A 25,966-nucleotide genomic window follows, 5' to 3' on the forward strand; every position below is an offset into this window, starting at 1 on the left:
CGGCTGACCAAGGAGTCGTTGAAAGTGCAACAGAACCGGACTTCTCACCTCGGTTTAATCTTTATTCTGGGCCTGCTTTCCATGTTGATGCCATTGGCTATCGACATGTATCTGCCCAGCATGCCGATTATCGCTCAAGAATTTGGCGTTGAGTCTGGCCGTGTACAAATGACGCTCAGTGCTTATGTGCTGGGTTTTGCTTTAGGCCAGTTGTTCTATGGGCCGATGTCAGACAGCATTGGCCGCAAGCCGGTGATCCTGTGGGGGACGCTGATTTTTGCCATCGCTGGCGGGGCCTGTGCCATGGCCCAGTCCGTTGAGCAGCTAATCAACCTGCGCTTCCTGCATGGCCTTTCTGCGGCGGCTGCCAGCGTGGTGATTAACGCCCTGATGCGCGACATGTTCACCAAGGACGAGTTCTCACGCATGATGTCGTTCGTGATCCTGGTGATGACCATTGCGCCGCTGTTGGCTCCGATGATCGGTGGGGCGCTGCTGCTGTGGTTCAGCTGGCATGCCATATTTTGGACGATGGGGGTAGCTGCACTGTTTGGCTCGGTGCTGGTGGCGTTCTTTATCAAGGAGACATTACCTAAAGAGCGGCGGCAGAAATTCCATCTGCGCACCACGCTGGGGAACTTCGGTTCGTTGTTTCGCCACAAGCGCGTATTGAGTTACATGCTGGCCAGTGCCTTCTCGTTTGCCGGCATGTTCTCGTTCCTCAGCGCCGGGCCCTTTGTCTATATCGAACTGAATAACGTTTCGCCGCAACATTTTGGCTATTACTTTGCGCTGAACATCGTATTCCTGTTCCTGACAACCTTGTTCAATAGTCGTAATGTTCGCAGGCTCGGGGCGGTTAAAATGTTCCGCATCGGGCTGTTTGTGCAGTTGACGATGAGCCTGTGGCTGTTAACCGTTACGGCCAGCGGCCTGGGATTTTGGGCATTGGTGCTGGGGGTCGCGGTTTATCTCGGTTGCATAGCCATGATCTCTTCTAACGCGATGGCGGTTATTCTTGATGATTTCCCACATATGGCGGGGACCGCTTCTTCACTGGCCGGGACGCTGCGCTTTAGCATTGGTGCGTTGGTTGGGGCGATACTTTCCCTGGCTCCGGGCAAAAGCGCGTGGCCGATGGTCGCTTCCATGGCGCTGTGCAGCCTTATCGCGGTGTTGTTTTACGTCTATGCCAGCCGGTCACACCCCAATCCTGCCTGATATCTGAACGCTTATCAGTGATGCCGCTAGCCAGTTCCCTGTGGGGCAGGTGCGGCATTTGTGCATCATTAAAAACCTCTTCCCAGGCTGACAATATTCAGTTCATTACTGAATAACGGCTAGCTGACAAGATGTTGGGCATAACCATCTGTAGTTTTTTTGTTAAAAATACCTGATATTCCAAGGAGGTAGCACAAGGTGCAACCTGCATGTGGATAAGCGGTTTTCTTTGTGCCTGATTGGGTTTATATTGTTTTTTATCATGCGCTTATTAAGTTACCCTGTACGGCGTGTCTGGCTTAATTGTTTCGACCATGTAAAAATATAGCGTTTGTAAAGTAACTGCATTGCAAGAAAAAAAGTTGAGATTGAGAGCGGAAAGGGTTACATATAACGCAAAAATGAGAGCTGAGTCGCAAAATGCTGTAAGAGAAACTTTTACGGTGAGCAAAAAATCAGTGATATCAGCGATCGTAGGATTTGGTTAATTATTTGTTGTAAACTTTACATTTAAATAACGTTTATCGGCAGCAAAGTCGGATTAGAACGGCTATAACTAACCTAGTCCTGTGATGTAAAAAAGTGTTTCACCTTTTCATACTAGGGATTTCATGTGGATACTATCCAGCTTTCGGTAGTGCACCGCTTACCGCAAAGTTATCGTTGGCTATCAGGTTTTACCGGCGTCAAGGTTGAACCGATTCCGCTTAGCGGCATAGACGAGGATAACAATCTGATTGGCTTGAAGCTGCTCAGTCATGACGGGCATGATGCCTGGCGGGTAATGCAACAACTCAACCAGTCTCTGCAAGAGATCCAGGTTGATTGTGCTGTGGTTGAATGGGAAGGCGAGCCTTGCATGTTCGTTCATCGTTGCGATGAAAGCGCCACCATGTGCCGGTTAAAAAACGTCGGCGCGGCGATTGCTGAAAAATTCAGCGCCCAATACCCCTTCTGAACCAAGCCGTTAATCAACCAACTGCAATAACTGCTGCGTATAGGCAGCAGAGGGCGCATTGAAAATGGTCTTGCAGTCACCCTGTTCCACGACCTCGCCCTGGCGCAGGACAATCACCTGATGGCAGAGCGATCGCACGACCTGCAGGTCGTGGCTGATAAACAAGTAAGCCAGATGGTGCCGTTGCTGTAATGACTTCAGCAGCGTTAAAATCTGCGCCTGTACCGATTTATCCAATGACGACGTCGGCTCATCGAGGATCAGCAGTTGCGGCTGCAGGATCAGCGCACGCGCGATAGCGATCCGCTGCCGCTGCCCACCGGAAAACTCCGTGGGATAACGATGACGCAACGCTGGGTCTAAACCCACTTCCTGCAAGGCCTCAATCACCCGTTGTTCACGTTGTTCGACGCTCAGTTGCTGATGCACCTCTAAACCTTCGGCGATAATTTGCAGCACATTCAGCCGTGGGTTCAGCGCTGAGTAGGGATCCTGGAAAACAATCTGCATGCGGCTACGGTAAGGTAACATTTGCTGGTTACTAAATTGATGCAGCGGTTGGCCGTTAAACCAGATCGCGCCTTTGGAGCTTAGCAAACGCAGTAACGCCAGGCCGGTGGTACTTTTACCCGAGCCAGATTCACCAACCAAACCCACGCTCTCTCCCGGTCTCAGCTCAAAGCTCAGGTTCTTCAGCGCGAAGTTCTGATCGACAATACGCCGCAGCAGGCCGCGTTTGATCGGGAAGCTCACCTGCAAGTTCTCTACCTTCAGCAACGGCAAGGTAGCTCCTGGCCCCTCGCTGGCCGGTAGGGGCAAAGGCTCACCCACATCCTCTGCGGCCAACAGCTGGCGGGTATAGGCATGTTGAGGGGCACTGAACAGCCCTGCGCGGCTGTTTTGCTCGACACACAGGCCCTGGCGCATGACCGCCACGTTATCGGCCAGGCGACGCACGATATTCAGGTTATGGGTTATAAACAATAACCCCATCCCCAACTCCTGTTTCAGCTCCTTCAGCAACATCAGGATCTGTGCCTGAATGGTGACGTCGAGCGCCGTAGTGGGCTCGTCGGCAATCAGCAGTTTAGGGTTGGTCAGCACCGCCATGGCGATCATTACGCGCTGGCGCTCCCCGCCGGATAACTGATGGGGAAAATCCTTTAGCCGCCCTTTGGCGTTACGAATACCCACGCGATCGAGGTACTGAATGATTTCGGCCCGGGCATCGTCACGGCGCATGCCCCGATGCAATATCAGGACTTCGGCCAGTTGCTTCTCAATGGTATGCAGCGGGTTTAGCGACACCATCGGTTCCTGAAAAATCATCGAGATCTGGTTGCCACGCACTTTACGCAGTTCGGCTTCCGGCGCGTGCAGCAGGGAGTTGCCGTTAAACAGAATATCCCCACCGGGGTAAACCACTGGGGGTGAAGGCAGCAAGCGCAGCACGGAAAGGGCGGTGACGCTTTTACCTGAACCGGATTCCCCCACCAATGCGAGCGTCTCACCTTGTTCAACCTGCAGTGAAACGCCGTTAACCACCTGGTTTAAAGCCCCGGCTTGACGGAAAGCGATGCTGAGATCTTTAATAGCGAGCAGCGGAGTGGTCATATTAATGCGCCTTGCTGGGGTCGAAGGCGTCGCGAACCGCTTCGCCGATAAAGATTAACAGTGAGAGCAACACCGCCAGCACCAGGAAAGCGGTGATACCCAGCCACGGCGCTTGCAGGTTGTTTTTACCCTGTAACAACAACTCACCCAATGAAGGTGAACCTATCGGCAAGCCAAAACCGAGGAAATCCAGGGATGTGAGCGTGGTGATAGAGCCGCACAGAATAAACGGCAGAAAGGTCAGGGTCGCCACCATGGCATTAGGCAGCATATGGCGGTACATAATCACACGATCGGGTACGCCCATGGCCCGGGCTGCTCGAATATAATCATAATTGCGGGTACGCAGGAACTCGGCTCGTACCACGCCCACCAGACTCATCCAGCCAAACAGAATGGTGATGGCCAGTAACCACCAAAAGTTGGGTTGCACAATGCTGGAAAGTAAAATGATTAAAAACAGCGTCGGCATGCCCGACCACACCTCAATCAGCCGCTGCCCCCAGAGGTCAAACCTGCCGCCGTAATAGCCCTGCGTCGCCCCGGCGCAGATGCCGATCACGCTGGAAAACAGCGTCAACGCCAGCCCAAACAGCATTGAAATACGAAAGCCGTAGAGCACTCGTGCCAGAACATCGCTGCCGTTGCTGTCCGTTCCCAGCAAATTCTGCCGTGAGGGCGGAGAAGGGAAGGGAACCTGCGTGGCAAAATTGATGGTGTTGTAGCTAAAGCGGATCGGCGCCCAAATTGCCCAACCGTGGTTTTCGATCTGCTTGATGACAAAGGGGTCCTGAAAATCTGTGGTGGTATTCAGCTCACCGCCAAAGGTGGTTTCACTGTAGTTGACCATAAACGGTACATACAGACGGCCTTCATAGCGCACCAGCAAAGGTTTATCGTTGGCGATCAGGTTGGCGGCCAGGCTAAGCACAAACACCACCAGGAAAATCCACAGTGACCAGTAACCACGGCGGTTGCTGCGAAAGCGCGCCCAGCGGGCCTGATTGATGGGGCTTAAGCGGCTCATTGGCGGGCCTCGAAATCAATGCGCGGATCGACCAGGGTATAGGTGATATCACTGACAATATTCAGCAACAGGCCGATCAGGGTAAAAATATACAACGTCCCGAACATTACCGGGTAGTCGCGTTGCAAGGTCGCGTCATAACCCAATAATCCAAGACCATTGAGGGAGAACATCACCTCGATCAGCAACGAGCCGGTAAAGAACATGCTGATAAAGGTGGCCGGAAAACCGGCGATCACCAACAGCATGGCGTTACGGAAAACGTGGCGGTACAAAATTTTCTTCTCATCCAGCCCTTTGGCGCGGGCGGTGACCACGTATTGCTTACGGATCTCATCAAGGAACGAGTTTTTGGTCAACATGGTCAGGGTGGCAAACCCGCCAATCACCGTTGCCAGCACCGGTAAGGTGATGTGCCACAGATAATCGGCGATCTTGCCGTACCACGACAGGGAATCAAAGTTACTGGAAACCAACCCACGTAACGGGAACCAGTCCAGATAGCTGCCACCGGCAAACAGCACGATCAGCAGAATGGCGAACAGAAACGCCGGAATAGCATAGCCAATAATAATCAGCGTGCTGCTCCAGGTGTCAAAGGCGGTGCCGTTGTGGATGGCTTTACGGATCCCCAGCGGGATCGACACCAGGTAGATGATCAGCGTGCTCCATAAACCTAGTGTAATGGAGACCGGCAGGCTTTGGCTGATAAGCTGCATGACCGAAGCGCCACGGAACAGGCTTTCGCCGAAGTCGAGGCGCATATAGCTCCAAAGCATGGAGAAGTAGCGTTCATGCAGCGGCTTGTCAAAGCCGTAGCGTTTGGTTATTTCGGCAATAACTTCCGGATCCAGCCCGCGTGAACCGCGATATTGGCCTTCGCCAACGTTGCCAACACCGGCCTTGACATGCCCAAGCCCGTCACCACCGCCACCGCCGCCAAAACCACTGGTTTGCCCCAGTTCTATGGTAGCGATTGCCTGATCGACCGGGCCACCGGGTGCGATTTGCACGATGAAAAAGTTAATCGTGATGATCGCCCACAAAGTTGGGATCACCAGCAGTAATCTGCGTATCAGATAAGCGGCCACTGCAGGCTCCTTAGTGCCGTTGCGTCGGCAAGCGTGCCGCCTTGTTGACGTCGAACCACCAGTTATCAAACCCGATCGAATAGGTCGGGCGTATCGCTGGCGAAGAGAATTTATCCCAATAGGCGTAGCGATCGTGGTTGGAATACCACATCGGCAACATATACATGTTCCATGTCAGTACCCGATCCAGTGCGCGGCCAAGGGAAAGAAGCGCTTTTTCATCTCCCTGATGTTTTATGATCTGTTCTATCAGGGCATCTACCGCCGGATCGCTGACGCCAGGGCTGTTATAACTGGAATCCATATATTGTGATCCCCAGACAATCTGCAGGTCGGCGCTAGGAAACGGCATAGCAGGATACACCCTCGGCATCATATCGAAATCACGCGTTCGCATGCGCCGGGTGAACTGGCTGGCATCTATTTCACGGATCTTCATATCAATGCCTAACCGCTTCAGATTGTGCTGGAAAGGCAGCACATACTGAAAATTGCTGCCGCTTAACAGCATCAGCTCAAAGGTAAAAGGCTTACCGGTTTCACTGTTCACCAATTGCTGGTTTTTCACTTCCCATCCCGCCTGTTTCAGCAGTTCGGTAGCCTTCAGCAGGTTTTCACGATCGGTACCGCTGCCATCGGAAGAGGGGGCTGATAAATGGTGGTAAACACTTCTTCTGGCACTTTACCTTTCAGCGGAGCCAGCCAGGCCAACTCTGCCGCATTCGGGTAGCCGGATGCCGCGTAAATGGTGTTCTGGAAATAGCTGTTGGCGCGCTGGTAAGAATTATAATATAGCGCCTTGTTCATCCAATCGAAATCAAAGGCCAGCGTAATGGCTTCCCGCACCCGGCGATCGGCAAAAATCGGCCGTTGGATATTGAACGCCAACCAGCGGGCATTCTGTGCCGCCTCGTTGGTTTCATCCTGCTTGATAATGTAGTTGCGGGCAAAGTTACCGCCCTCATACTGTGTGGCCCAGCTTTTGGGCGAGCCTTCCATGCGGAAATCATAGGCTCCCGCCTTAAACGCCTCGAGAGCGACTTTATCGTCCAGATAATAGTCATAACGCAGCGTATCAAAGTTATAGCGCCCGCGGTTTACAGGCAGGTTTGCCGCCCAATAGTCTCGCACGCGTTCATAGGTAATGTATTGGCCCAGGCGATAGCTCCCGACCTTATAGGGGCCGCTACCGAGGGGCGGGGTACTCAATGGCTCGTTGAGCTTATGATCTTTCCAGAAGCTTTGCGGTAACACTTTGCTACTCAGCAGGCTGAGCATTTTTTCTTTATCTGGCTCAGGCAGTTCAATGCGTACAGTCAGGCGGGAGAGCGCTTTTATACTTACGCCTTTGTAATAGGAACGGTATTGCGGCACCCCTTCAGTCATAAATTTATTGAAGGTGAAGGCCACGTCGGCCGCGGTAATCGGGCTGCCGTCATGAAAACGGGCGCGGGGATTGATATCCAGCTCCATCCAACGCATATCCGCCGGGAAACGGGCCGATTCGGCAATCAGCGGATAGTAGCTGGAAGGTTCATCGTCCGAGGTGGTAAATAGGGTATCGTAGAGCTCGCCGGTTCTCTCGCCGGGCACGCCGCGCGAGGCGAAACGGTTGAAGTTATCGTAAGTGCCTATGGCTGCCAGCCGAATATCGCCACCCTTGGGTGCCGCCGGGTTTACGTAGTCAAAATGACTGAAGTCGGTGGAATATTTAGGTTCACCGAGCGTGGAGAAAGCGTAGCTTTCATTGAGGGTTTCGGCCTGCAAGCTAAAACTGAGCGCCGAAAGCACCAAGGCAGCAAAAATGCGTACAGACATCTCTACGGTAAGCTCCTGCTGTGTATATCCGTCATCTTTCAAGCCGCTACCAGGTTAACTGCATAGGCCCAATGACTTACCCGAGTAAGCTTGGGAATTTATGCTGTTGCTGCAGCTTGAACCTCATGGGTTATCGTCAATTAATCCGGCCGACAGCATACCATTTTGCACCGGTCTTCTGAGTAAAGAAGTTTAAATATCAGGGTTCTGATGATCAAAGACGGCATTAGCCTGACAAAAGGCCACAAATGCCTCAATGCCGAGTGGCTTACTGAAATAATAGCCCTGCATAAAACTAACGTCATGCTCTTGCAGGAAACTGACCTGTTCTGCGGTTTCAACACCCTCTGCCACTGTCAGCATTTCCAGTTTCTTGGCCAAAGATATAACCGCATCCAGTACCGGAGCAGTGACCGTATCCTGGCCAATAGAGTTGACGAACCCTCGGTCTATCTTCAGGTAATCCAGACTAAAGCGTTGCAGATAAATTAAAGCGCTGTGGCCGGTACCAAAGTCATCGACGGCGATTTCCACCCCTGGCGATGCAGCCAGTCAAACTCTTCTATCGCGTTTTGTTCTTCCACCATGCCGCGTTCGGTGATTTCAAATACCAGGGTGAAATGTTCTTCCGGTAATTTTGTCAGCAGGTCGGTGATATCTGCATGGAACGACGGTGCATTAAGATGAGATGGAGCCAGGTTGATACCAAGCTTGGCTCCCTTTGGCAGAGCCTGCACCAACTGTGGAATATCGGCCACAATCATGTTGAACAGATGGCGGGTCAGCGCAACGATCAACCCTTCGCTTTCGGCATAAGGGATGAACAGGTCCGGTGGAATACGCCCCTCTGTGGGGTGCTGCCAGCGAATCAGAGCCTCCAATCCGGCGATGGTGGTGCTGGCAGTGTGATATACCGGCTGGTACTCGACAAAAAACTCATTACGCTTGATACCCCGCATCAACGCTCGCTCCGGGCTTTGGCGCAGCATCTGCATGTAGTAAGCCAGCACGCCAACCATCAGGGAAAGTACCAGGCTGCCCAGCACGGTTAAGCGTATATCGTCAGCGGTCAAACGCTGGTGGTAGAAAACGAGGGTTAATGGGTAATGTGGAATAGACAGGCTGCTGGCATTGGTATCAGGCAATTGCGACAGTGGCATCAGGTTAGGGCTGAACGTGGTTACCGCATGTTTGCCCATAATGATGGCTAACCCAGACGATTCATCATGGTGAGAGTTCAGCATCAGATAGGGCGTCAGGCTGAGATCAAGAGTAGCAAGTACCCCGGTCTCACCTTGGCCTGGTTGACGCAGCCACACGGCGATTGCTGGCTTTTCCGGCACCAGTGGGGTGCCTTGCTGCAGTTTCATATCCAGCGGTTTATGCCAGTCTATTTCGGGATACAACTGGGGGTGCCCAGCATCATATCGCCGGTGGCGGAAGAGCAGAAGGCGAAGTCATCGCGCACCAGAATAAAGGTGCGAACGCCGGTAGTGAATGCGGCCCGGTAGGTTAAATCGGCCAAAGCAGCGCTGCAGGATTTATTGGTTAGTGGCATTATCTGCTGCATGGTTGCAGTCAGATGGTCGAGATAATCAACGGTGAATTTTTGCGCCCGGGTTTCGAGCATTCGCTGATGGTTCGAACGTTGGTGATTAATCAGAAATAACGTAACGGAGGTAAAAACAACAAAGAAAACCAGGGCGGCAATACTGCTTTTAGTCAAGCTACGCCGCCGGTGTGACGCATGGCGTGCGAATGCTCTCTTTAAGCTCATAACTTGCCCTCCGTGCACGGTGAAAGGTTATTTTTATTTTTTTGTTCGCTGTTAATATATCCCGCCGATTCTGTTTGAGTCATTCTTCATCGGGTTTTAAATCAAATAGCGTATCAGGATATCAACCGTCACTTGACGATAATAGGCCAGTTTTCCCTATACCGTAGAACTTCCTGCAAATAGCGTATCGAAAGTCTATTTTTACCCGGATTTTTGCCCGGATTTGACGATTTACGCTCAAATCTGCCCCCCGTTTATTACCGAGAAAAACAGCCAGTCTCGAGGATTAATGCAGCTGAAAAAAACGCTGCCCTTGGGGGCAGCGTTCTCGTCTCGTTTGTTTGGCCTTCAGGACTTAAATCAGATACTGCACCGTTAGCTTGAGCTTCTGCCCAGTAAACGGCGGCCTTCGCGATAACGTTTATCCCAATAGTTATCCGTCAGGCTGGAAATAGTAACGCCACTGCTGGTGGAGGCATGAACGAACTTGTCGTTGCCTAAATAAATACCGACATGACGGCCGGTAGAGCCAGCACGGAACAGCACTAAATCACCCGGGCGCAGCTTGGCTCGCTGGATTTGCTTACCCATATCTTCTTGCTCATAGGTTGAGCGGGGTAAGTCCATGCCAAACTGTTCACGGAAAGTACGCTGTACGAATGCAGAGCAATCAATGCCACGCTTGCTTTCACCGCCTAAACGGTAACGCACGCCTTTCCAGTCAGCATACTGGTCCATAATCTTTGACTTGATGTCAACATTACGCACCATCGCTTCGAATTCATCCTGAGAGGCTTGCAGTAAAAGACCATTTTTGTCATTAACTGCATGCATCTCAGTTTGTGAGTTATCTAACTTCGAAGTATTTGTTGAGCTACAGGCGGAGAGCACCACTGCTGCCGCTATTGCAGGTAACACCCGCAAGAAATATCTCAGAAAAGGTTGAGATTTGACCATTGTAATTGTTTTCCCTTGAAGTCCTTAACGACAGAAGCCGCTATCTGAAAAATACCAAACGGAACGAGACTAATCGGCACCCGTAGGAAGGACAATCAGTTACCGCTGAAAATGTGCAGGAACGCACAATTTTAAGATTTTTGGTACTGAGCCACCTGAAACCAGGCACAAACGCCACTGAGACTACCGGAATGAGGGAGGGATTGCGAGTTTTTTTCTGACATTCTTTATATGAAATTGTGATGTAACATAATGTAAATGTTCATATAAAAACAGGCTTTTTAGTCTACGTGTTAGTTTTAGGTTAATTTATGAGGGGATGGGTTAACGATTGTGGTTGATTTGTGTGCATCAGGGGATGATTGAATAATCAGGAGGCTGCAACCTCCTGATTAGCATAATTGGTCGTTATGGCTGCGTTGGGCGGTAAGGGCCGGGTAACCGGCGGTTCAACCAGTGGATCGCGATATCGCTGGCTGGTGTCATCAGGCACCAACTGGCTCCGACTAAAACCACCGAAAGTGAGCCTACGGCAATATCGGTAAACCAATGGGCGCCTATCATCACGCGCGGCAGAGAAAAAACGACGGTAATCAATAATGCGATGGCAAATGCCGTGCGGTTAAAGTAGCGCAGCATAAAGCAGGAGAAAATGATCAGCATCATACCGTGATCCCCAGGAAAACTGTCGCTGGATGCATCTTTGGTGGGGATACCGGTCAGTTGGCTGACCCGATTGATGTTATCAAAGGTTAACGTCGGGCTAGGGTGTTTAACCGGCAGCATGTGGCCAAGCTGGTTTAGTACCACCGCCGTCAGTAGCATGACCACGCCGGTGACGATCAGGCGACGACGGCCGAAGGAGTCTTGCTTGAGGTAAAAGTAAAAATATAACAGCCCCATAGCGATCAACGAAATACCGTCAAAGGCCCGATTGTTGGTGACGGCCACCAAGTGCAGGAACCAGTGATCCGTAGCCAGGTGCTGGTTGAAGTAAAAGAAGATTGCCGAGTCTACCTTAAACCAATAGCCATGATCCGCCGGCAGATACCAGGAAAGAAACAGCGCGATGCCCAGGATATTGAGCAGGAGAATAAGAGGCAAATTACGGCGAGTCATGGAAAACCTGTATCTCATCAAGAAAATAATACCAACGGTAAAACCGTTAACTTAAACGAATCTTAAACAAAGCTGATTGTAGACTATTCCAGTCGGCCTCACCTGCGTGTATTAACTCTATACGGCTATCCAGTGGGGCTGTGGGGCGCGTTTCTATACTGAGATCCTGTCCCTGACGATTAATCATCAAGCTTCCTTCAGCAATGCGCACCACCGCTTTGGCACGATCAACCGGCGCCAGTCTGATCCACTCCATCATGCCAATGGTATCAAACACGGTTTCACTATCAAAAATCCAGCCACAACTGGTAAGTCCCTGGCCTTGATTCAGTGCTCGGCGCCAGCGGGCGTTTTCAGGCAAACGCAGAGCCGCCAACCCTTTGGTTTGAGCATGGCTATGATGGTGCTGGGCGTCCGGTAATTCTGTACGATTCGTGCGGGGTTGGTCCAACAACGTAATATCCATACGCCCTTGTTCAATGGCATAAACCGGACGATTCTGGCCTTGTTGTCCCTGCCATTCTTCCAGCGCCAGGGAATCTTGCGGTTGCCAGGTATCTTTTTTATTGGCGATGATAATGTCCGCGGCGGCCAACTGATCGCGGAAATTTTCATTCTCACGATAGTTGGGTTGATTAAGTTGGCGGGCATCAAGCAGGCAGATTGTTGCCAGCAGATCGATCCAACCGCCATAGGTTTCCTGGGTTAACAGCGCCAGGATCTGTTTTGGATGCCCTAATCCAGTGGGCTCAATCAATAACCGATCGGGTTTTGCCTGCTGCAGCAACATATTCAGCCCTACCTGCATGGGCAAGCCGTTAACACAGCACATACAGCCACCAGGGATCTCCTTCAGTACCGCGCCGCTGTCGGCTAACAGCGCACCGTCAATACCGATCTCACCAAACTCGTTGACCAAAACTGCCCAACGCTCGTTTTCTGGCTTATGAGCCAATAGATGACGGATGGTGGTTGTCTTCCCACTGCCAAGAAAACCGGTAATCAGGTTGGTTTTGGTCATTTTATATTTCCGTTAATGATGAGTAAATATTATTCAATAGCTGGTAATTATTTGTTTCTTATGGAAATCATTTCTCATTGCGTGATCTGTGTCACATTTTTGATAATTCAGGCAGAGCATTTTTTGATCAGTTTAATTTGAATTTTCCCTGAGATTTTTCCTAATTAAAACCTAGCATTAAAAAAGTCATATGTGTTGTAGTGGTTTGTTTTTATGCCATTAACTTTAATTTTTGCCGACGATAATATCGCGTACTTTTGCGATGATTCCTAAGAAAATACTCTATATTTAAAGAGCTTTAACAAATAGTGCTTAAACACGAAGTGACTTAAAAATGAGTGAGGTTGCCATGAATAGCTTACGGTTATTTTTGATCGCAGGAGCGTTGTTTTCATGGATGGCAGCAAGTAATGCAGGTACCACAGGTGGCGTAGTCAGATTTATTGGTGCCATAGTCGAGGGCCCTTGTTTGGTGAATGTTAGCCAGACTACCGCTAACACAGATTGTTATCGTAATGGGCGAAACTACACAGGCACGCAAAAACTGGCAAGCTTTGATTCCAGAAGTAAAGAACTTCCGCTTAATATCGGCACGACCGAAATGCGGTGGGTGGACCAGCAACATAAACTCGCAATAATGACGGTTGTATATCGTTAAGTCACCAGAGTCATGCCGAATGGATCGGCATGACTACTTCAAACAGAGAGACTCAAGCTTCAGACCCCGCATCAACATTTTTTCAAGATCCCTTCAAGTATCTCATTTCAATGCCGATACCTATTACACCAGACTCATGGGATTCCAGAAAATTAAATTGGGATTTTTCCTAATTGAAAACTGGATTTGTAGGCAATAAATTACGCACCGCCAGAAGATTGGTTATTTTTTAATGCGTTGATTAATAAATATAAATTTTCTGTACCTTACGATTATTCCTATGAAAATTCGCTGAGTTTAAATTGGTTTAACACAAGTGAGGTTGCCATGAAGAGCTTACGGTTATTTTTGATCGCAGGGATGTTGTTTTCATGGATGGCAGCAAGTCATGCCGGAGTGGCCGGAGGGGTTATCAATTTCTCCGGCTCCATTGTCGAAGGCCCTTGTACGGTGAATGTTGTCAACTCAACGGCCAGCACCGAATGCTACCGCAACGGGCAAAATTACCGGGCTACACAAACTTTGGCCAATATTGATGTTGGTAGCAAGGAGCTTCCAATGAACCTTGGGACGAGCCAAGTGAAGTGGATAAATCAGCAGAAAAAACTCGCAATAATGACGGTGGAATACCGTTAACCAAGTAACACCCAGAGTGTTTATGCTGCAATCCATTGCCCGTCATGCCGAGTTGGGCTCGGCATGACGATTTTCGCCAACCCTCAGCGTCAGATTAACTGCGTAGTCACCCAATTTTTTACCGTCTCTCGTGCCCCGTAATCGCGCAACGAAAGATAGGCCTGTGTCACCTCTGCTACAAACTCTTTGTCTGAAGGCAACGGGTCGCCAAACACTGATTTCAATGCCAACAGAGCAGCGACTCGCCGCTCGTCGTCTGGTGAGTGGTTAACGACCTGCTGCAATGTGGTTAGCATAGGATCGCGGATATCAATGGTTTGCCCGGCATCATCAACCCCCCGACATAGCGCATCCAGCCTGCAACGCCCAATGCCAGCCCTGAATAGCTGCCACCATGTTGACGATGCCAGCGAATGGACTCCAGCAGACGCTGTGGTAATTTCTGCGTGCCATCCATGGCGATCTGCCAGGTACGGTGCTGCAGTGCCGGATTGCTGTAACGCTCGATCAACTCCCCGGCGTAAGCGGCCAGATCAATACCTTCTACCCGCAGTGTGGGGGCTTGCTCGTTCAGCATCAGATGCTGTGCCGCACGACGATAAGATTCATCCGCCATACAGTCATTAATATACTGATACCCACCCAGATAGCCGAGATACGCCAGAAATGAGTGGCTGCCATTCAACATCCGCAGCTTCATCTGTTCAAACGGCAATACGTCGCCCACCATTTGAACTCCTGCTGCTTCCCATTGCGGGCGGCCAGCAATAAAGTTGTCTTCTACCACCCATTGAATGAAAGGTTCACAGGCAATAGCGCATTCGTCGCGTACTCCACCCAGGGCAATGGCAATTTCGTCCAGTGTTTCCGGGGTGGCAGCTGGCACAATGCGATCGACCATGGTGCTGGGGAAGGTCACATTGTCGGTGATCCACTGGGCCAACTGTTTGTCTCGAACCTGTGCCAGTCCGATAATCGCATTGCGCACTACATGGCCATTTTCTGGAATGTTATCGCAGGAAAGTACGCTGAAGGCGGGCAGATTTCGCTGATGGCGTAAGTGGAGTGCTTCAACCAGGATCCCCGGAACCGTGGTGGGTTGGGTCGGGTTCTGCAGATCGGCTCTGATGGCATCATGTTGCACGTCTAACAGACCGCTACCGGGTTCGATGCAATAGCCTTTTTCCGTAATGGTCATCGAGACAATAGCCACCTGCGGCTCGGCCAGTTTCTCCAGTACGGCATCAATCCCTTCCAGCTTACGGTGAACGCTTTCATGAACGGCACCCACCACAACGACCTGATCGCCAGCCGCCCCTTTTTCCAGCACGCTATAGAGATGATCCTGAGCACGCAGGGTCTGGAACAGTTTATCGCCGCCGAACAGGCTGATTTCGCAAATACCCCAATCGCCCCCGATGCGGTTGAGTACACGATCGGTTAACAGCGCCTGGTGGGCCCGATGAAAAGCGCCAAACCCCAAATGAACGATCCGGCTGCGCAGTTGGGTGCGATCGTACTGTGACCGCTGTGTCTTGGCGGGTAGTGGTGAATTGGCGATGGTTTTCATGCAGGGCTCCATTACAAAAAGAAAAGGCCGGTCGGCAGCTTATCAAAAGCTATCAGACCAGTTTGCCCGGTGCAGAGCGTTGTCACTCCACGGGGCGCTGTCTGTTGTTACCTAGCGCCAGTGTAAGGCTGTAGCGAGGTGAATAAAATTGGTCAGGCCAAAATAAGCCAGAATCGTGAGATAGATCAACCAATCAACGTTTCGATTTTGAAAGCATTCCGGTAAAGAGTAAGGTTGAAGATGGATGATATCTATTGCAATGTGGTATAACAAGATGGCTTTGCGAGTTGGTTAACCACGAGCGCGGAACGACTTTCACAAGGATAAATCAATGGAACAAACATGGCGTTGGTATGGGCCGAACGATCCGGTCTCCCTGGATGATGTGCGTCAGGCTGGGGCAACGGGGGTAGTAACCGCTCTGCACCACATTCCCAATGGGGAAGTGTGGCCGGTTGAAGAGATCAAAGCGCGTCAGGCCTTGTTGGTGGAGAAAGGGTTGGTGTGGTCGGTCGTGGAAAGCATCCCGGTGCATGAGGAGATCAAAACCCACAGCGGCAACTATCAGCGCCATATTGCCAATTACCAACAGTCGCTACGTAATCTGGCTGCCTGCGGTATTGATACCGTGTGCTACAACTTTATGCCCATTCTTGATTGGACGCGTACCGATCTGGAGTATGAGTTGCCGGATGGTTCCAAGGCATTGCGCTTCGATCAGAGCGCTTTTGCCGCGTTTGATCTGCATATCTTGCAGCGTGCCGGTGCGCAGAAAGATTACACCAGTGAAGAGTTAACTGAGGCGCAGGCCTACTTCCAGGCCATGAGCGCTGCGGATATTGCCAGGCTGACCGGTAACATCATCGCTGGTTTGCCGGGGGCGGAAGAGGGCTACACGCTAGATCAATTCCGGGCACGGTTGGCGGAGTATGATCATATTGATAAGGCACAATTGCGTGAGAATATGGCCGTTTTCCTGCGCGCAATCGTGCCGGTCGCGGAAGAAGTGGGTGTGCGCCTGGCGGTGCATCCAGACGATCCGCCACGCCCGATCCTTGGTTTGCCACGCATTGTTTCTACCCTAGAAGATATGCAGTGGTTGAAACAGACGGTCGACAGCATTTACAACGGTTTTACCATGTGTACCGGTTCATACGGTGTCAGGGCGGATAACGATCTGGTTCAGATGATTGAGAGCTTTGGCGATCGCATCCATTTTACCCACCTGCGCGCAACTTGTCGCGAACAGAACCCGAAGACCTTCCATGAAGGGGCGCATTTGCAAGGGGATGTGGATATGGTGGCGGTGATTGAAGCCATCCTGACCGAGGAGTTGCGCCGTCAAAAGGCGGGCGATCTGCGGCCAATTCCAATGCGACCGGATCATGGCCATCAGATGCTGGACGATCTGAAGAAGAAAACCAACCCGGGTTATTCGGCAATTGGCCGTCTGAAAGGCTTGGCAGAAATCAGAGGGGTGGAGCTGGCGTTAAAACGGCGGTTTTTCCCTGAGTTGTGCTCAAAGTAATTGCAGTTGGCCGTTCTTGAGCTTCCCTGCGCTCGCGACGTGCCGCGCAGCCAACAACACAGCAACCTCAAACCAGACGGGGATAACAGCAAGCAGGGCGCAATCAGGTTGCGCCCTGAACTAACGACTAGTCTGCGCGGCTCATATAGCGGCGCTCTGCAATATGAATGCGGATTTTGTCGCCGGAGCTCAGGTATTCCGGAACCTGAATGGTTAAACCGGTCGCCATGGTGGCCGGCTTGTTACGCGCACTGGCAGACGCGCCTTTAATGCCCGGTGCGGTTTCAACAATTTCCATATCTACGGTTTGCGGCAGTTCCAGCGCCAGCACCTGGCCTTCCAGCGTCAATACCTGCATCCCCGGCAAACCCGCTTCAGGAATAAACAGCAGCTCATCTTCAATCTGCTCTTTCTTGAAGATATATGGGGTGTAATCTTCGTCATCCATGAATACATATTCTTCGCCGTCGATATAAGAGAAGTTAACTTTGCGGCGGGACAGGCTAATGGTGTCCAGAATGTCATCGCCTTTGAAACGCTCTTCTACCTTCAGCCCGGTACGGACGTCGGAGAAACGCATTTTGTACAGTGTACTGGCACCACGGGCGCTTGGGCTCTGGACATCAATATCTTTTACCAGCAGCAGTTTGCCGTTGTAATTGATCGCCATACCACGTTTGATTTCGTTAGCTCTAGCCATTGGAATTACCTGTCGAGTGTACCCGCTTCTTTCAAGTTGGCCGCCTGGCTGCAACTGGAAATTCATTGGGTAAAGATTTTTTGGGAAGTTGCGACAAGTTACTCGTGCCGTGCTTTACAGGCAATAGCATCGTGTAAAAAGAGTGGGGAAAACGCCAAGAACAGGGCGGCGGATAGCCGCCCATGAAGCTTATTTAAACACCGGTAACAGATTCAGCAGCGTCAGAAGGTGCGCAACGGCGTTGATCACCCCGAACAGAATGATAAACAGGATCATGCCCTGGCCACCGGGAGCACGGTATGTGGCCTGCGGGAAACGGCGGCGGCTAGCCCGCGCCATAAGTGCAGGGACGATCACGGCCCAAACGGTAGCGGCCAGACCGGCAAACCCGATGGCATACAGGAAACCATTCGGGAACAACAGCGCGGCCAAAGTGGGTGGCACAAAGGTGACCAGCGCCGATTTAGTACGGCCAGCGGTGTTATCGCTGAATTTGAAGAAGTCGGCGATAAAATCGAATAATCCCAACGACACGCCAAGGAAAGAACTGGCCAGGGCCATATAAGAGAAGGCATTCAGAAGCTGGCCTACCGCCTGGCTGCTGGACACGCTACCCATCTGCTTGAGCAGGCTACCGATATTGCCGCCTTCGGCAATCACTTGTTTAAAGGCATCCCGGGCGATATTGCCCTGGATCACATACTGCCACAGGATATAGATCGCCAAGGCCAGCAGGGTGCCGTATACCAGGCTGCGCGCCACGGCGCTACTGTCTTTCTGATAATACTTCACCAGCCCAGGGACGTTGCCATGGTAACCGAACGAAGCCAGCAGATAAGGCAGTGCCGCTAGCGCATAAGGCAGATAGTTGGCGTCACTTTCGCCACGGTTGAACAACACGGCAGGTTGCACATGGATAAACATATCGCCCACGGACATCACGAAGGTAATCACCATTCCGCCGATTAGGATAGTACTCAGGCGGTCAACTGCACGGGTTGATAACCAGACAATAAAGGCGACGATGAGAGCAAAAACCAACCCGGCTACCGTCTGGCTGGTGCCGATAATACCCTCCAGCGTATGGGCAATGATTGACCCCCCGCTGAGATATAGGCATAAGTCAGAATGTATAACACGAAGGTAATCGACAGGCCATTCAGGGTATTCCAGCCTTTACCCAGCAGGTCTTTCACCATGGTGTGGAAGCTGGCGCCTGCGGGATAATTCAGGGTAGCCTCCAGGATCATCAACCCGGAGATCAGCATACAGGCCCAGGTATAAATCAACAGCGCCACGGAGCCGCTGAACCACACGCCAGAAGTTACGATAGGGATTGAGAACATGCCTGCACCGACTGCGGTACCGGCAATGATCATCGCGCCACCGATGACGGAAGGGCGGGAAAGCTTCTGGATGGTGTCCGTGGACATTATTGCTCCTGGGGCAGAGAGGTATTGAGTTCTTTTGTACTAGCGCAATGGTACATGCGTGATATGTGCATGTAAAGGGGATACGAAGGGCAAGTAGTGCATTTTGTTGTGGTGTGGCCGTTACTGCGGCGGGTGTGGCAACAAATACCTTAAAGTTTGATCTGCTTAACGTAAAAAACACACTAAAAGATAGTGTCAAAAATTCATGCTGGGGTTTTAGTCGGTTGCTCCTGACATTACCACTCAGGAAGTCCCCATACAGCCTTGCCAACGTGGATAGAATGTTTTATCTGGCAGGGCGTTATCCCATTGATAGCTTTATGTTTTCTGCCCTATGAAGGATAAATGCCAGCACCACTGATAAGGTTTTTGAGGGAGTATAACTTAACGTGGAGTTCTGCTATTGTCTCAGCCACGATAATCAGCCCACCAAGAGAGTCGCCGATGGACTGCCGTCCAGACTGTGGTGCTTGTTGCATTGCTCCTTCCATTTCCAGCCCGATCCCAGGGATGCCCAACGGCAAACCGGCGAATACCCGTTGTATTCATCTGGATCAGCAACTGCGCTGCGGGCTATTTCATTCCCCCTGCGCCCCAGAGTCTGTGGCAGCCTGCAGGCCAAGCGAGAGATGTGTCATGATCGCCGCGATGAGGCGTTGATCTACTTAGCCAAACTGGAAGCGGATACTGCGCCTTAAGCGTCTTTAAGCCGCCACAGGCACAGCACGGCCCCTATCACCATGACCAGTGCGGAATAAAACACCGCATGATAACTCCAGATTTCGGCTATCACGCCGGCAAGCGAACCGGCAATAATCCAGCCAACGCGGGTAGTATTGGTAAATAGCGTGGTTGCTGCACCGGCCTGGCCAGGCATCAAATCCTGGAAATAGAGCATGCCGATACCCGCCAGAACGCCGATAAACACGGCATTAAGCAGTTGCAAAGCGATCAGTTGCCAAGAACCGGTAATAAACAGCAGACCGGCGTAGAACAGCACCCCGGCAATGACTGCGCAGAGCATCAGAAAACGCTTACCAAACCGTTTGGCGACCATACCGGCGAGCAACATCGTCGGGATCTCCAGCCCGGCGGCGGTACCCATCAGGATCCCGGCCAGTTTTTCCGGCAAATTCAGCTCTCGCACCATGTACAGCGGCATGTTGATCAGATACATGCTGTTGGCTGTCCACATTAATGTGCAGGCCATAAACAGCAGCAACGTATCACGACGATTCTGGCGTGGGGCTTCCAGTGTGGCACCGCTGGCACCGCGCGCTTTGGGCATCGAGGGCAGCATTTTCCATACCAGTGCCCCGCAAAGAATAAAGGCAGCCGCTGCGGCCAGGTACATCACCTTAAAGCCAAAGCCCAACGCCAGCGCAAACGCAATGGGGGGGCCGATCACCCACGCCAGAGAGACTTGGGCACGCAGAATGGAGCTGAACATCACGGTTTCGCGCCCGGTGCGCTCAGCATGCTCGCGTGCCAGTGCAAACATCTGCGGGTTGGCGGTCGAGCCGAAGCTGCTCAACAGCACGCCGATAAACAGCAGCAGGTAATAGTTCCGGTTCCAGGCGAACAGCGCACAGGCCAGGGCTCCCAGCATGCAGCAGAGGAAGATCAGCGATTTGCGATCGCCTTGTTTATCCGAACGGCGGGCAAGAAACTGGCTGACCAGAATACCGATCACCGCGCTGCCGGTAAAAAACAGGCCGACCATGGTTGGCCGCACGTTGACTTCGGTGGAAAGGAACAGGCTCAGCGTGGGGGTCTGTAAGGCACCGGCAATGCCGGTGAGGAAAGCCACCACCAGGAATGCCAATGAAGTTAAATCGGGCAAACGTCGGGTTGCCGCAGTGGAAGTACGCATAATGGTGAGTAAAAAGCCAAATAAAAGAAGTCGCGCGCATAATACGCTCGTTTAAAAAAAACAAAAACCTGTTTCAATCAATGAAAGGGTAAATATACCCGTCGCCTTTCAAGCGGTAGCGTTGTTACCTGCTGTTACGGAACCGGTCCGTGGGTTTCACCCTTCACGGAGCCGCTGTTCACCGCATTCAATTCTGTGAGAAATCAAAACGTTGTGATTTCCCTGCGGGCTGCCGCTGGCGGCATTCAAATCGGTTACCGACCGATTTGTCACCCCCGGCCACTGACTGGGGATGTGTGAGCTGTGCGCCCAGGTGTGCTGTAAAGGAGGTATAAATGCGCTAGAGCGGCCAACTTGAAATTCATCGGGTAGATGATCGTGCAGATGAGCAGGGGAAATGAACAGGGCGATGTTGCCAGCGCCCTGTTTTAGTCAAACCTGGCGTTTAGGCGCCAGCAGGAACGTCGTGCGCGGTATTTTTCAGCACTTGCCCCTGATATTTCTCAATTTCCAACTGTGCCATCTGGCCGCAATTGCCTTGCGCCAGGTTGGAAGAACCGATGTCGAAAGTCAGGCAGTTGACGTTGCCGTTCTTACAGATTGACCCTGGTTTGGCCGGATCGGCCGGATCGTACCAGGCCCCCTCGCTGATCCGCACGGCCCCTGGGCGCACGTCTTCACTGACAATCGCCCCAACCAGGATCTGCCCGCGGTCGTTGAACGCCCGCACTAAATCACCGTTGGTGATGTTGCGAGGCTTGGCGTCTTGTGGGTGGATCAGAATTGCTTCACGGTCGGCTACCGCATACTTCTTGCGCAGCGGCGTGTTGTCCAATTGCGAGTGCAAGCGGTTGAGCGGGTGCGCGGTATTTAATGACAGTGGGTATTTTGCAGCTTCCGGGCCACGGTACCACTCATGCGGTGGCATCCAGGTAGGGATACCTTTGCAATCCAGATACTCCATCTTGGAGATGGCATCGGAGTAGATCTCAATCTTGCCAGACGGGGTACCCAAAGGATTAAGCAGTGGGTTTTCCCGGTAATCGGCAAAACGCACCCACTGTTTATTTTCCGCCGGGATCGGGAAGCGGATGTAGTTATTCGATTGCCAGAACATGTCAAACGGCGGCAGGGCAACGCGGGCCGCACGCGCCTGTTGTTTCATATCGTCATACATGCCTTTCAGCCACTGGGTTTCGTCTTTGCCTTCGGTAAAGCCATCCAGCACGCCCAGTTTGGCAGCCATAGCGGCGAAGATATCGAAGTCGTTACGCGCCTCATGCTGTGGTGGCACGCACTGATGCATCGGGAAGACATACAACTGCGAATAGTCGCCGCCCATCTCCAGATCGTTACGCTCATAGCTGGTGGTCGCTGGCAGCACGATATCGGCATGCTTGGCGGTTGCCGTCCAGTAAGGTTCGTTAACCACGATGGTTTCAGGCCGTTGCCAGGCTTTCACCAGGTTGTTGGTGTCCTGGTGCTGGTGGAAGGTATTGCCACCGGCGACATACACCATCTTCACGTCTGGGTAGGTAACATCCGTTCCGTTGAGCTGGATGGTCTTACCTGGGCTGGTCAGGCATTCGGCAATGCGTGCCACCGGGATTGGCGTTGGCGAATTCTTTGGTGCGTTGCCAGCAGAAATACCCGAAAGGATGCCGCCTTTGGCCGTCGGGCTGCCACCGGAAGAGTAGTGATAGCTGAAGCCAAAGCCGCCGCCCGGCAGGCCAATCTGGCCGAGCATGGCTGCCACGGTAACCAGCATCCAGTGCTGCTGCTCACCATGATGCTGGCGCTGGATCCCCCAGCCACTCATGATCATGGTGCGGTGTTTTGCCATATCGCGAGCCAACTGCCGTAGCACCTCGGCATCGACACCGCTGATATCGGCTGCCCATTCGGCGGTTTTCGGTGTGCCGTCGGTTTCACCCAACAAATAGGCCTGGAACTTGTCAAAACCCACGGTATAGGTTTTCAGGAAGTCTGGGTTGTGCAGCTTTTCCGTCAACAGGGTATGGGCGATACCGATCAGCATCGCGCTGTCGGTATAGGGGCGCGGGGCAATCCACTCGGCACCAACAAATTTGGCGCTGTCGCTGTGCACCGGATCGATGCTGATGATGCGGGTGCCTTTCTTCTTCAGTGCTTCAAAACCGGTCTGGCCCACGTGATCAGGCATATTCCAGCTGTTTTTCAGCGTGATCATCGGGTTACAGCCCCACAGGATCACCAGTTGGGTGTTATCGATCACGTTTGGCCAGGCGGTTTGCTGCTCGTAAACTTCCATCGAGCCAACCACATGCGACATGATCACCTGCGCAGCACCGGTAGAATAGTCCCCGGCGTAGCCGAGGAAGCCGCCGCTCAGGTTCATCAGGCGTTGCAGCAACGTGCGGCTGTTGTGCAGCATCCCGACGCTTTTCCAGCCGTAAGAACCGGCATAAATCGACTGAGGGCCATGATCTTTTTGCAAACGGGCAATTTCACCGCTGACCAAATCGATGGCTTTATCCCAACTGACGCGGACCCATTCATCATTGCCACGCAGCTCGGTGCGGCTACCAGGGCCACCTTCCAGCCAGCTTTTACGCACCATCGGGTACTTGATACGGTTTTCCGCATGCACCTGATAAGGGGCCATGGTGATCAGATCGTTAGGGTAAGGGTCGTCTTTGACCGGCAACACGCCGACCATTTTCCCATCCTCAACGATAGCCTCAAAGGCCCCCCAGTGGGCACCGGTCAGGATGCCTTTCTGCGCCTGGCGCAGCGCCACGAACTGTGGCAATGCCTGGCTGATGGCTTCTGCCAACGCCGATTTAGGCCACAGGCCCGCAAACAGAGGCACTGCGGCCAGGGCGCTGGCACCGGTCAGGAAACGGCGGCGGCTCATTGCTAATGGTTTTTGTAGGTATTTGCTCATTTCGCTTCTCCCTTAAATCTTGGCTGGTGTGGCAGGTTGCATATCACTGGCATGTTTCTGAACGTACTGCGTCAGAACGCGCAGCTGTTCCTGCGTCAGTGAGGTGCGAGGAGCCATACCTTTAATCACGCCGATCCATTGGTTGGCGTTGAAGCGATCAAGGGCAGTCAGGCCGTGGCAGCCGGTACAGTTGGCGGACATCATATCGGCGGTATAACGCCAGATTTTCTGCTGATCGTCGATCAGTTGTTTGCGTGGCAGCCATACCTGCAGTGAAACCTGATGCCAGACCAGGCCTGTTTCGGCGTCGGTCATGGTACTGCCGGTTTTCAGCAGTTTGCGCGCATCTTCACCCAGCAATACGCTAAGGATACGTTTACCTTGCGCCGCGTAGAACACTTCGCTGACGCCATCCTGCTGCCAGCCCTTGACATCAACCAACACCTTGTCGCCTTCCTGTTTCACTACGTGAACTTCGGTAGAAGGCATAAGGTTACCGGCATTATGGCTGTCGTCCGGCTTGAGGAAGAAGGGTTCGGTAGCAATGGTGAACAGTGTGGTTGCTGTTGGTGAGGTTTCAGCGGCGGCTTTTGCCAGCTCTGCAGCACCGGCCTGGGCGGCACCACTCATATCTGGCAGGATGTGCGCCACTCCTTTATGGCAATCGATACAGGTTTCACCCTGCTTGATGGCGACCGGGTGCTGAATACGTGCTTCAGGGCTCTGGGCGGTAATGTCCATCGCATCGAAACTGTGGCACGAACGGCAGGTCGCCGAGTCGTTTTCTTTCAGCGTTTTCCACACCGATTGCGCCATGGCCAGCTTATGCGCTTCGTATTTTTCTGGTGTGCTGATAGTGCCGGCCATCTCGCCATAAATGTCTTTTACCGCACGGATCTTGGTCCACAGGTAATCAAGCGGCTGATGCGGTACGTGGCAGTCGGCACATTCGGCGCGGATCCCCTTGGTATTCTGGAAGTGGACACTGCCCTGATATTCGGCTAGAGGTTGTTGCATGGTGTGGCAGGAGACGCAGAAAGCAGTATCGCTGGTTTTATGGAACACGGTTGCCGTTCCCGCCAGTAATGCCGCACCGAGTACGATCCCGATTAACAAAATCCATAGCCACCCCCACCGGCGCCGCTTTTCAAAGCCAGTTTGTTTTTTGCTCATATTGAAAACCCACTTATAGTTATGAAAAACCAAGAAAAATCTTGCCAAAAAACTGTCGACATCAGGCCGAAGTATCTGCGTAAGTATAGATATCTTTGCGAAAGAAACCTAACACCTTAGGGTTATTTGTAGTGAAAAACTCGAAAATAGCACAATAATATAGCGTTATATTTTTATTTATATAGCGTTTGATGCTGGGATAAGGGGGCGTAGGGATTTCACAATACGGGCAGATAGACTCGTTGGTTCAGCCATAAATGGATAGCCATTCTGCTGGCCTCAAAGTGGGGTTCCGGTAGATCGTCCGGCGAGCACCAGCGCCATTCGGCACATTTTTCCGGCTCTTTCAATTGTGCTTCTCCACCCGGGTGCTGAACCAGCATGCAGATGGAGACGGTATGTTTCCCCTCGGCGCGCCAGGTTTGCAGGTTATTACTGATGCCTATAAAGGTGGGCGGGGCGATCTGCAATCCGGTTTCTTCTGTTATCTCGCGTTGAGCGCACTGTTCAAAGGTTTCACCTTTATCAAGATGGCCGCCAGGGATCGACCAGAAAGGGGCATGGGGGCCGCAGCGTTTGCCCAACAGGATCTGCCCCTGAGGATTGACAATGATGACACCCACACCGGTTGCGACAGTCATGTTTTTCTCCTTCAGCAATGTTTCAGCACAGTATGCCATTTTTGTCAGCCAGCATGGGATCCTGCCGGGAAAATGTGCGTGAGGTCAAAAAACTGTCATGCTGAAATTAAGAAAACTTGCTTTTATCGAGGGTGGCTTACACACTAATTGAAACGTTTCAGCGTTATCTGTTCCTCTGTTGGGAGTCGATAACGCTCCTTTTTCCCAATGCGGCTGAAACGATTC

Annotated in this window: 16 protein-coding genes and 5 pseudogenes; 6 read left to right on the forward strand and 15 right to left on the reverse strand. The window is 52.1% G+C overall.

Translation table 11 applies throughout. The features are described from left to right. Nucleotides 1-24 precede the first annotated feature (24 nt). Nucleotides 25-1,221, forward strand: a complete 1,197-nt coding sequence (locus ACQ86O_RS14735) for a Bcr/CflA family multidrug efflux MFS transporter (protein WP_431221737.1) — start codon at nucleotides 25-27, stop codon at nucleotides 1,219-1,221. A 613-nt stretch (nucleotides 1,222-1,834) separates the two neighbouring features. Beyond that, nucleotides 1,835-2,179 carry a YejG family protein gene (locus ACQ86O_RS14740; protein WP_431221738.1) on the forward strand — a complete coding sequence of 115 codons (345 nt, stop codon included), beginning with the start codon at nucleotides 1,835-1,837 and terminating at the stop codon, nucleotides 2,177-2,179. Between the two features lie 9 nt (nucleotides 2,180-2,188). Here ACQ86O_RS14740 and yejF read toward each other — a convergent pair whose 3' ends face one another. The 8 genes and pseudogenes from yejF to ACQ86O_RS14780 form a co-directional block, all read right to left on the reverse strand. After that, nucleotides 2,189-3,793 carry a microcin C ABC transporter ATP-binding protein YejF gene (gene yejF / locus ACQ86O_RS14745; protein ID WP_431221739.1) on the reverse strand — a complete coding sequence of 535 codons (1,605 nt, stop codon included), beginning with the start codon at nucleotides 3,791-3,793 and terminating at the stop codon, nucleotides 2,189-2,191. A 1-nt stretch (nucleotide 3,794) separates the two neighbouring features. Continuing rightward, a complete protein-coding gene (locus ACQ86O_RS14750; RefSeq protein ID WP_431221740.1) occupies nucleotides 3,795-4,820 on the reverse strand; it encodes an ABC transporter permease in 1,026 nt (341 codons plus the stop codon). Continuing rightward, a complete protein-coding gene (locus ACQ86O_RS14755) occupies nucleotides 4,817-5,911 on the reverse strand; it encodes a microcin C ABC transporter permease YejB (protein WP_431221741.1) in 1,095 nt (364 codons plus the stop codon). The genes ACQ86O_RS14750 and ACQ86O_RS14755 overlap by 4 nt, the downstream gene beginning before the upstream one ends. A 10-nt stretch (nucleotides 5,912-5,921) precedes the next feature. Continuing rightward, nucleotides 5,922-7,729, reverse strand: a pseudogene (locus ACQ86O_RS14760) (extracellular solute-binding protein). A 192-nt stretch (nucleotides 7,730-7,921) separates the two neighbouring features. Further along, nucleotides 7,922-9,506, reverse strand: a pseudogene (locus tag ACQ86O_RS14765) (cyclic di-GMP phosphodiesterase). Between the two features lie 375 nt (nucleotides 9,507-9,881). Continuing rightward, nucleotides 9,882-10,463 (reverse strand): bifunctional murein DD-endopeptidase/murein LD-carboxypeptidase, encoded by a 582-nt coding sequence (gene mepS, locus ACQ86O_RS14770; protein ID WP_431221742.1) that lies wholly within the window; start codon nucleotides 10,461-10,463, stop codon nucleotides 9,882-9,884. A gap of 408 nt (nucleotides 10,464-10,871) precedes the next feature. After that, on the reverse strand, nucleotides 10,872-11,582 hold the full coding sequence (locus ACQ86O_RS14775) for a phosphatase PAP2 family protein (RefSeq protein ID WP_431221743.1): 711 nt from the start codon (nucleotides 11,580-11,582) through the stop codon (nucleotides 10,872-10,874). Nucleotides 11,583-11,628: 46 nt separating this feature from the next. Beyond that, nucleotides 11,629-12,603 (reverse strand): CobW family GTP-binding protein, encoded by a 975-nt coding sequence (locus ACQ86O_RS14780; RefSeq protein WP_431221744.1) that lies wholly within the window; start codon nucleotides 12,601-12,603, stop codon nucleotides 11,629-11,631. A 349-nt stretch (nucleotides 12,604-12,952) separates the two neighbouring features. Between ACQ86O_RS14780 and ACQ86O_RS14785 the strand changes: the two genes are divergently transcribed. After that, entirely contained in the window at nucleotides 12,953-13,261 is a 309-nt protein-coding gene (locus ACQ86O_RS14785; protein ID WP_431221745.1) for a type 1 fimbrial protein, read from the forward strand. Between the two features lie 327 nt (nucleotides 13,262-13,588). Then, a complete protein-coding gene (locus ACQ86O_RS14790) occupies nucleotides 13,589-13,897 on the forward strand; it encodes a type 1 fimbrial protein (protein WP_431221746.1) in 309 nt (102 codons plus the stop codon). An 89-nt stretch (nucleotides 13,898-13,986) separates the two neighbouring features. Here the strand turns inward: ACQ86O_RS14790 and ACQ86O_RS14795 are convergent. Continuing rightward, nucleotides 13,987-15,479 (reverse strand): annotated as a pseudogene (locus ACQ86O_RS14795) (mannitol dehydrogenase family protein). Nucleotides 15,480-15,798: 319 nt separating this feature from the next. On the opposite strand from ACQ86O_RS14795, the gene uxuA reads away from it, so the two are divergent. Beyond that, nucleotides 15,799-16,995, forward strand: coding sequence for a mannonate dehydratase (gene uxuA, locus ACQ86O_RS14800; RefSeq protein ID WP_431221747.1), 1,197 nt, complete (start codon nucleotides 15,799-15,801; stop codon nucleotides 16,993-16,995). A gap of 127 nt (nucleotides 16,996-17,122) precedes the next feature. On the opposite strand, the gene yeiP is transcribed toward uxuA, so the two are convergent. Then, entirely contained in the window at nucleotides 17,123-17,695 is a 573-nt protein-coding gene (gene yeiP / locus ACQ86O_RS14805; protein WP_431221748.1) for an elongation factor P-like protein YeiP, read from the reverse strand. A gap of 189 nt (nucleotides 17,696-17,884) precedes the next feature. Next, nucleotides 17,885-19,128 (reverse strand): annotated as a pseudogene (gene mtr / locus ACQ86O_RS14810) (tryptophan permease). A 444-nt stretch (nucleotides 19,129-19,572) separates the two neighbouring features. Here mtr and ACQ86O_RS14815 point away from each other — a divergent pair. Further along, nucleotides 19,573-19,826, forward strand: a pseudogene (locus tag ACQ86O_RS14815) (YkgJ family cysteine cluster protein). Here ACQ86O_RS14815 and setB read toward each other — a convergent pair. From setB to ACQ86O_RS14835, 4 genes are all read right to left on the reverse strand, one after another. Next, nucleotides 19,823-21,001 carry a sugar efflux transporter SetB gene (setB, locus tag ACQ86O_RS14820; protein ID WP_431221749.1) on the reverse strand — a complete coding sequence of 393 codons (1,179 nt, stop codon included), beginning with the start codon at nucleotides 20,999-21,001 and terminating at the stop codon, nucleotides 19,823-19,825. The pseudogene ACQ86O_RS14815 and the gene setB overlap by 4 nt on opposite strands. Nucleotides 21,002-21,446: 445 nt before the next feature. After that, nucleotides 21,447-23,927, reverse strand: coding sequence for a trimethylamine-N-oxide reductase TorA (gene torA / locus ACQ86O_RS14825; RefSeq protein ID WP_431221750.1), 2,481 nt, complete (start codon nucleotides 23,925-23,927; stop codon nucleotides 21,447-21,449). A gap of 12 nt (nucleotides 23,928-23,939) precedes the next feature. Continuing rightward, entirely contained in the window at nucleotides 23,940-25,100 is a 1,161-nt protein-coding gene (locus ACQ86O_RS14830) for a NapC/NirT family cytochrome c (protein ID WP_431221751.1), read from the reverse strand. 218 nt (nucleotides 25,101-25,318) lie between these two features. After that, nucleotides 25,319-25,741, reverse strand: a complete 423-nt coding sequence (locus ACQ86O_RS14835; protein ID WP_431221752.1) for a nucleotide triphosphate diphosphatase NUDT15 — start codon at nucleotides 25,739-25,741, stop codon at nucleotides 25,319-25,321. Nucleotides 25,742-25,966: the final 225 nt, after the last annotated feature.

This window comes from Serratia sp. L9 (genome assembly GCF_050632285.1).
Classification (GTDB): domain Bacteria; phylum Pseudomonadota; class Gammaproteobacteria; order Enterobacterales; family Enterobacteriaceae; genus Chania.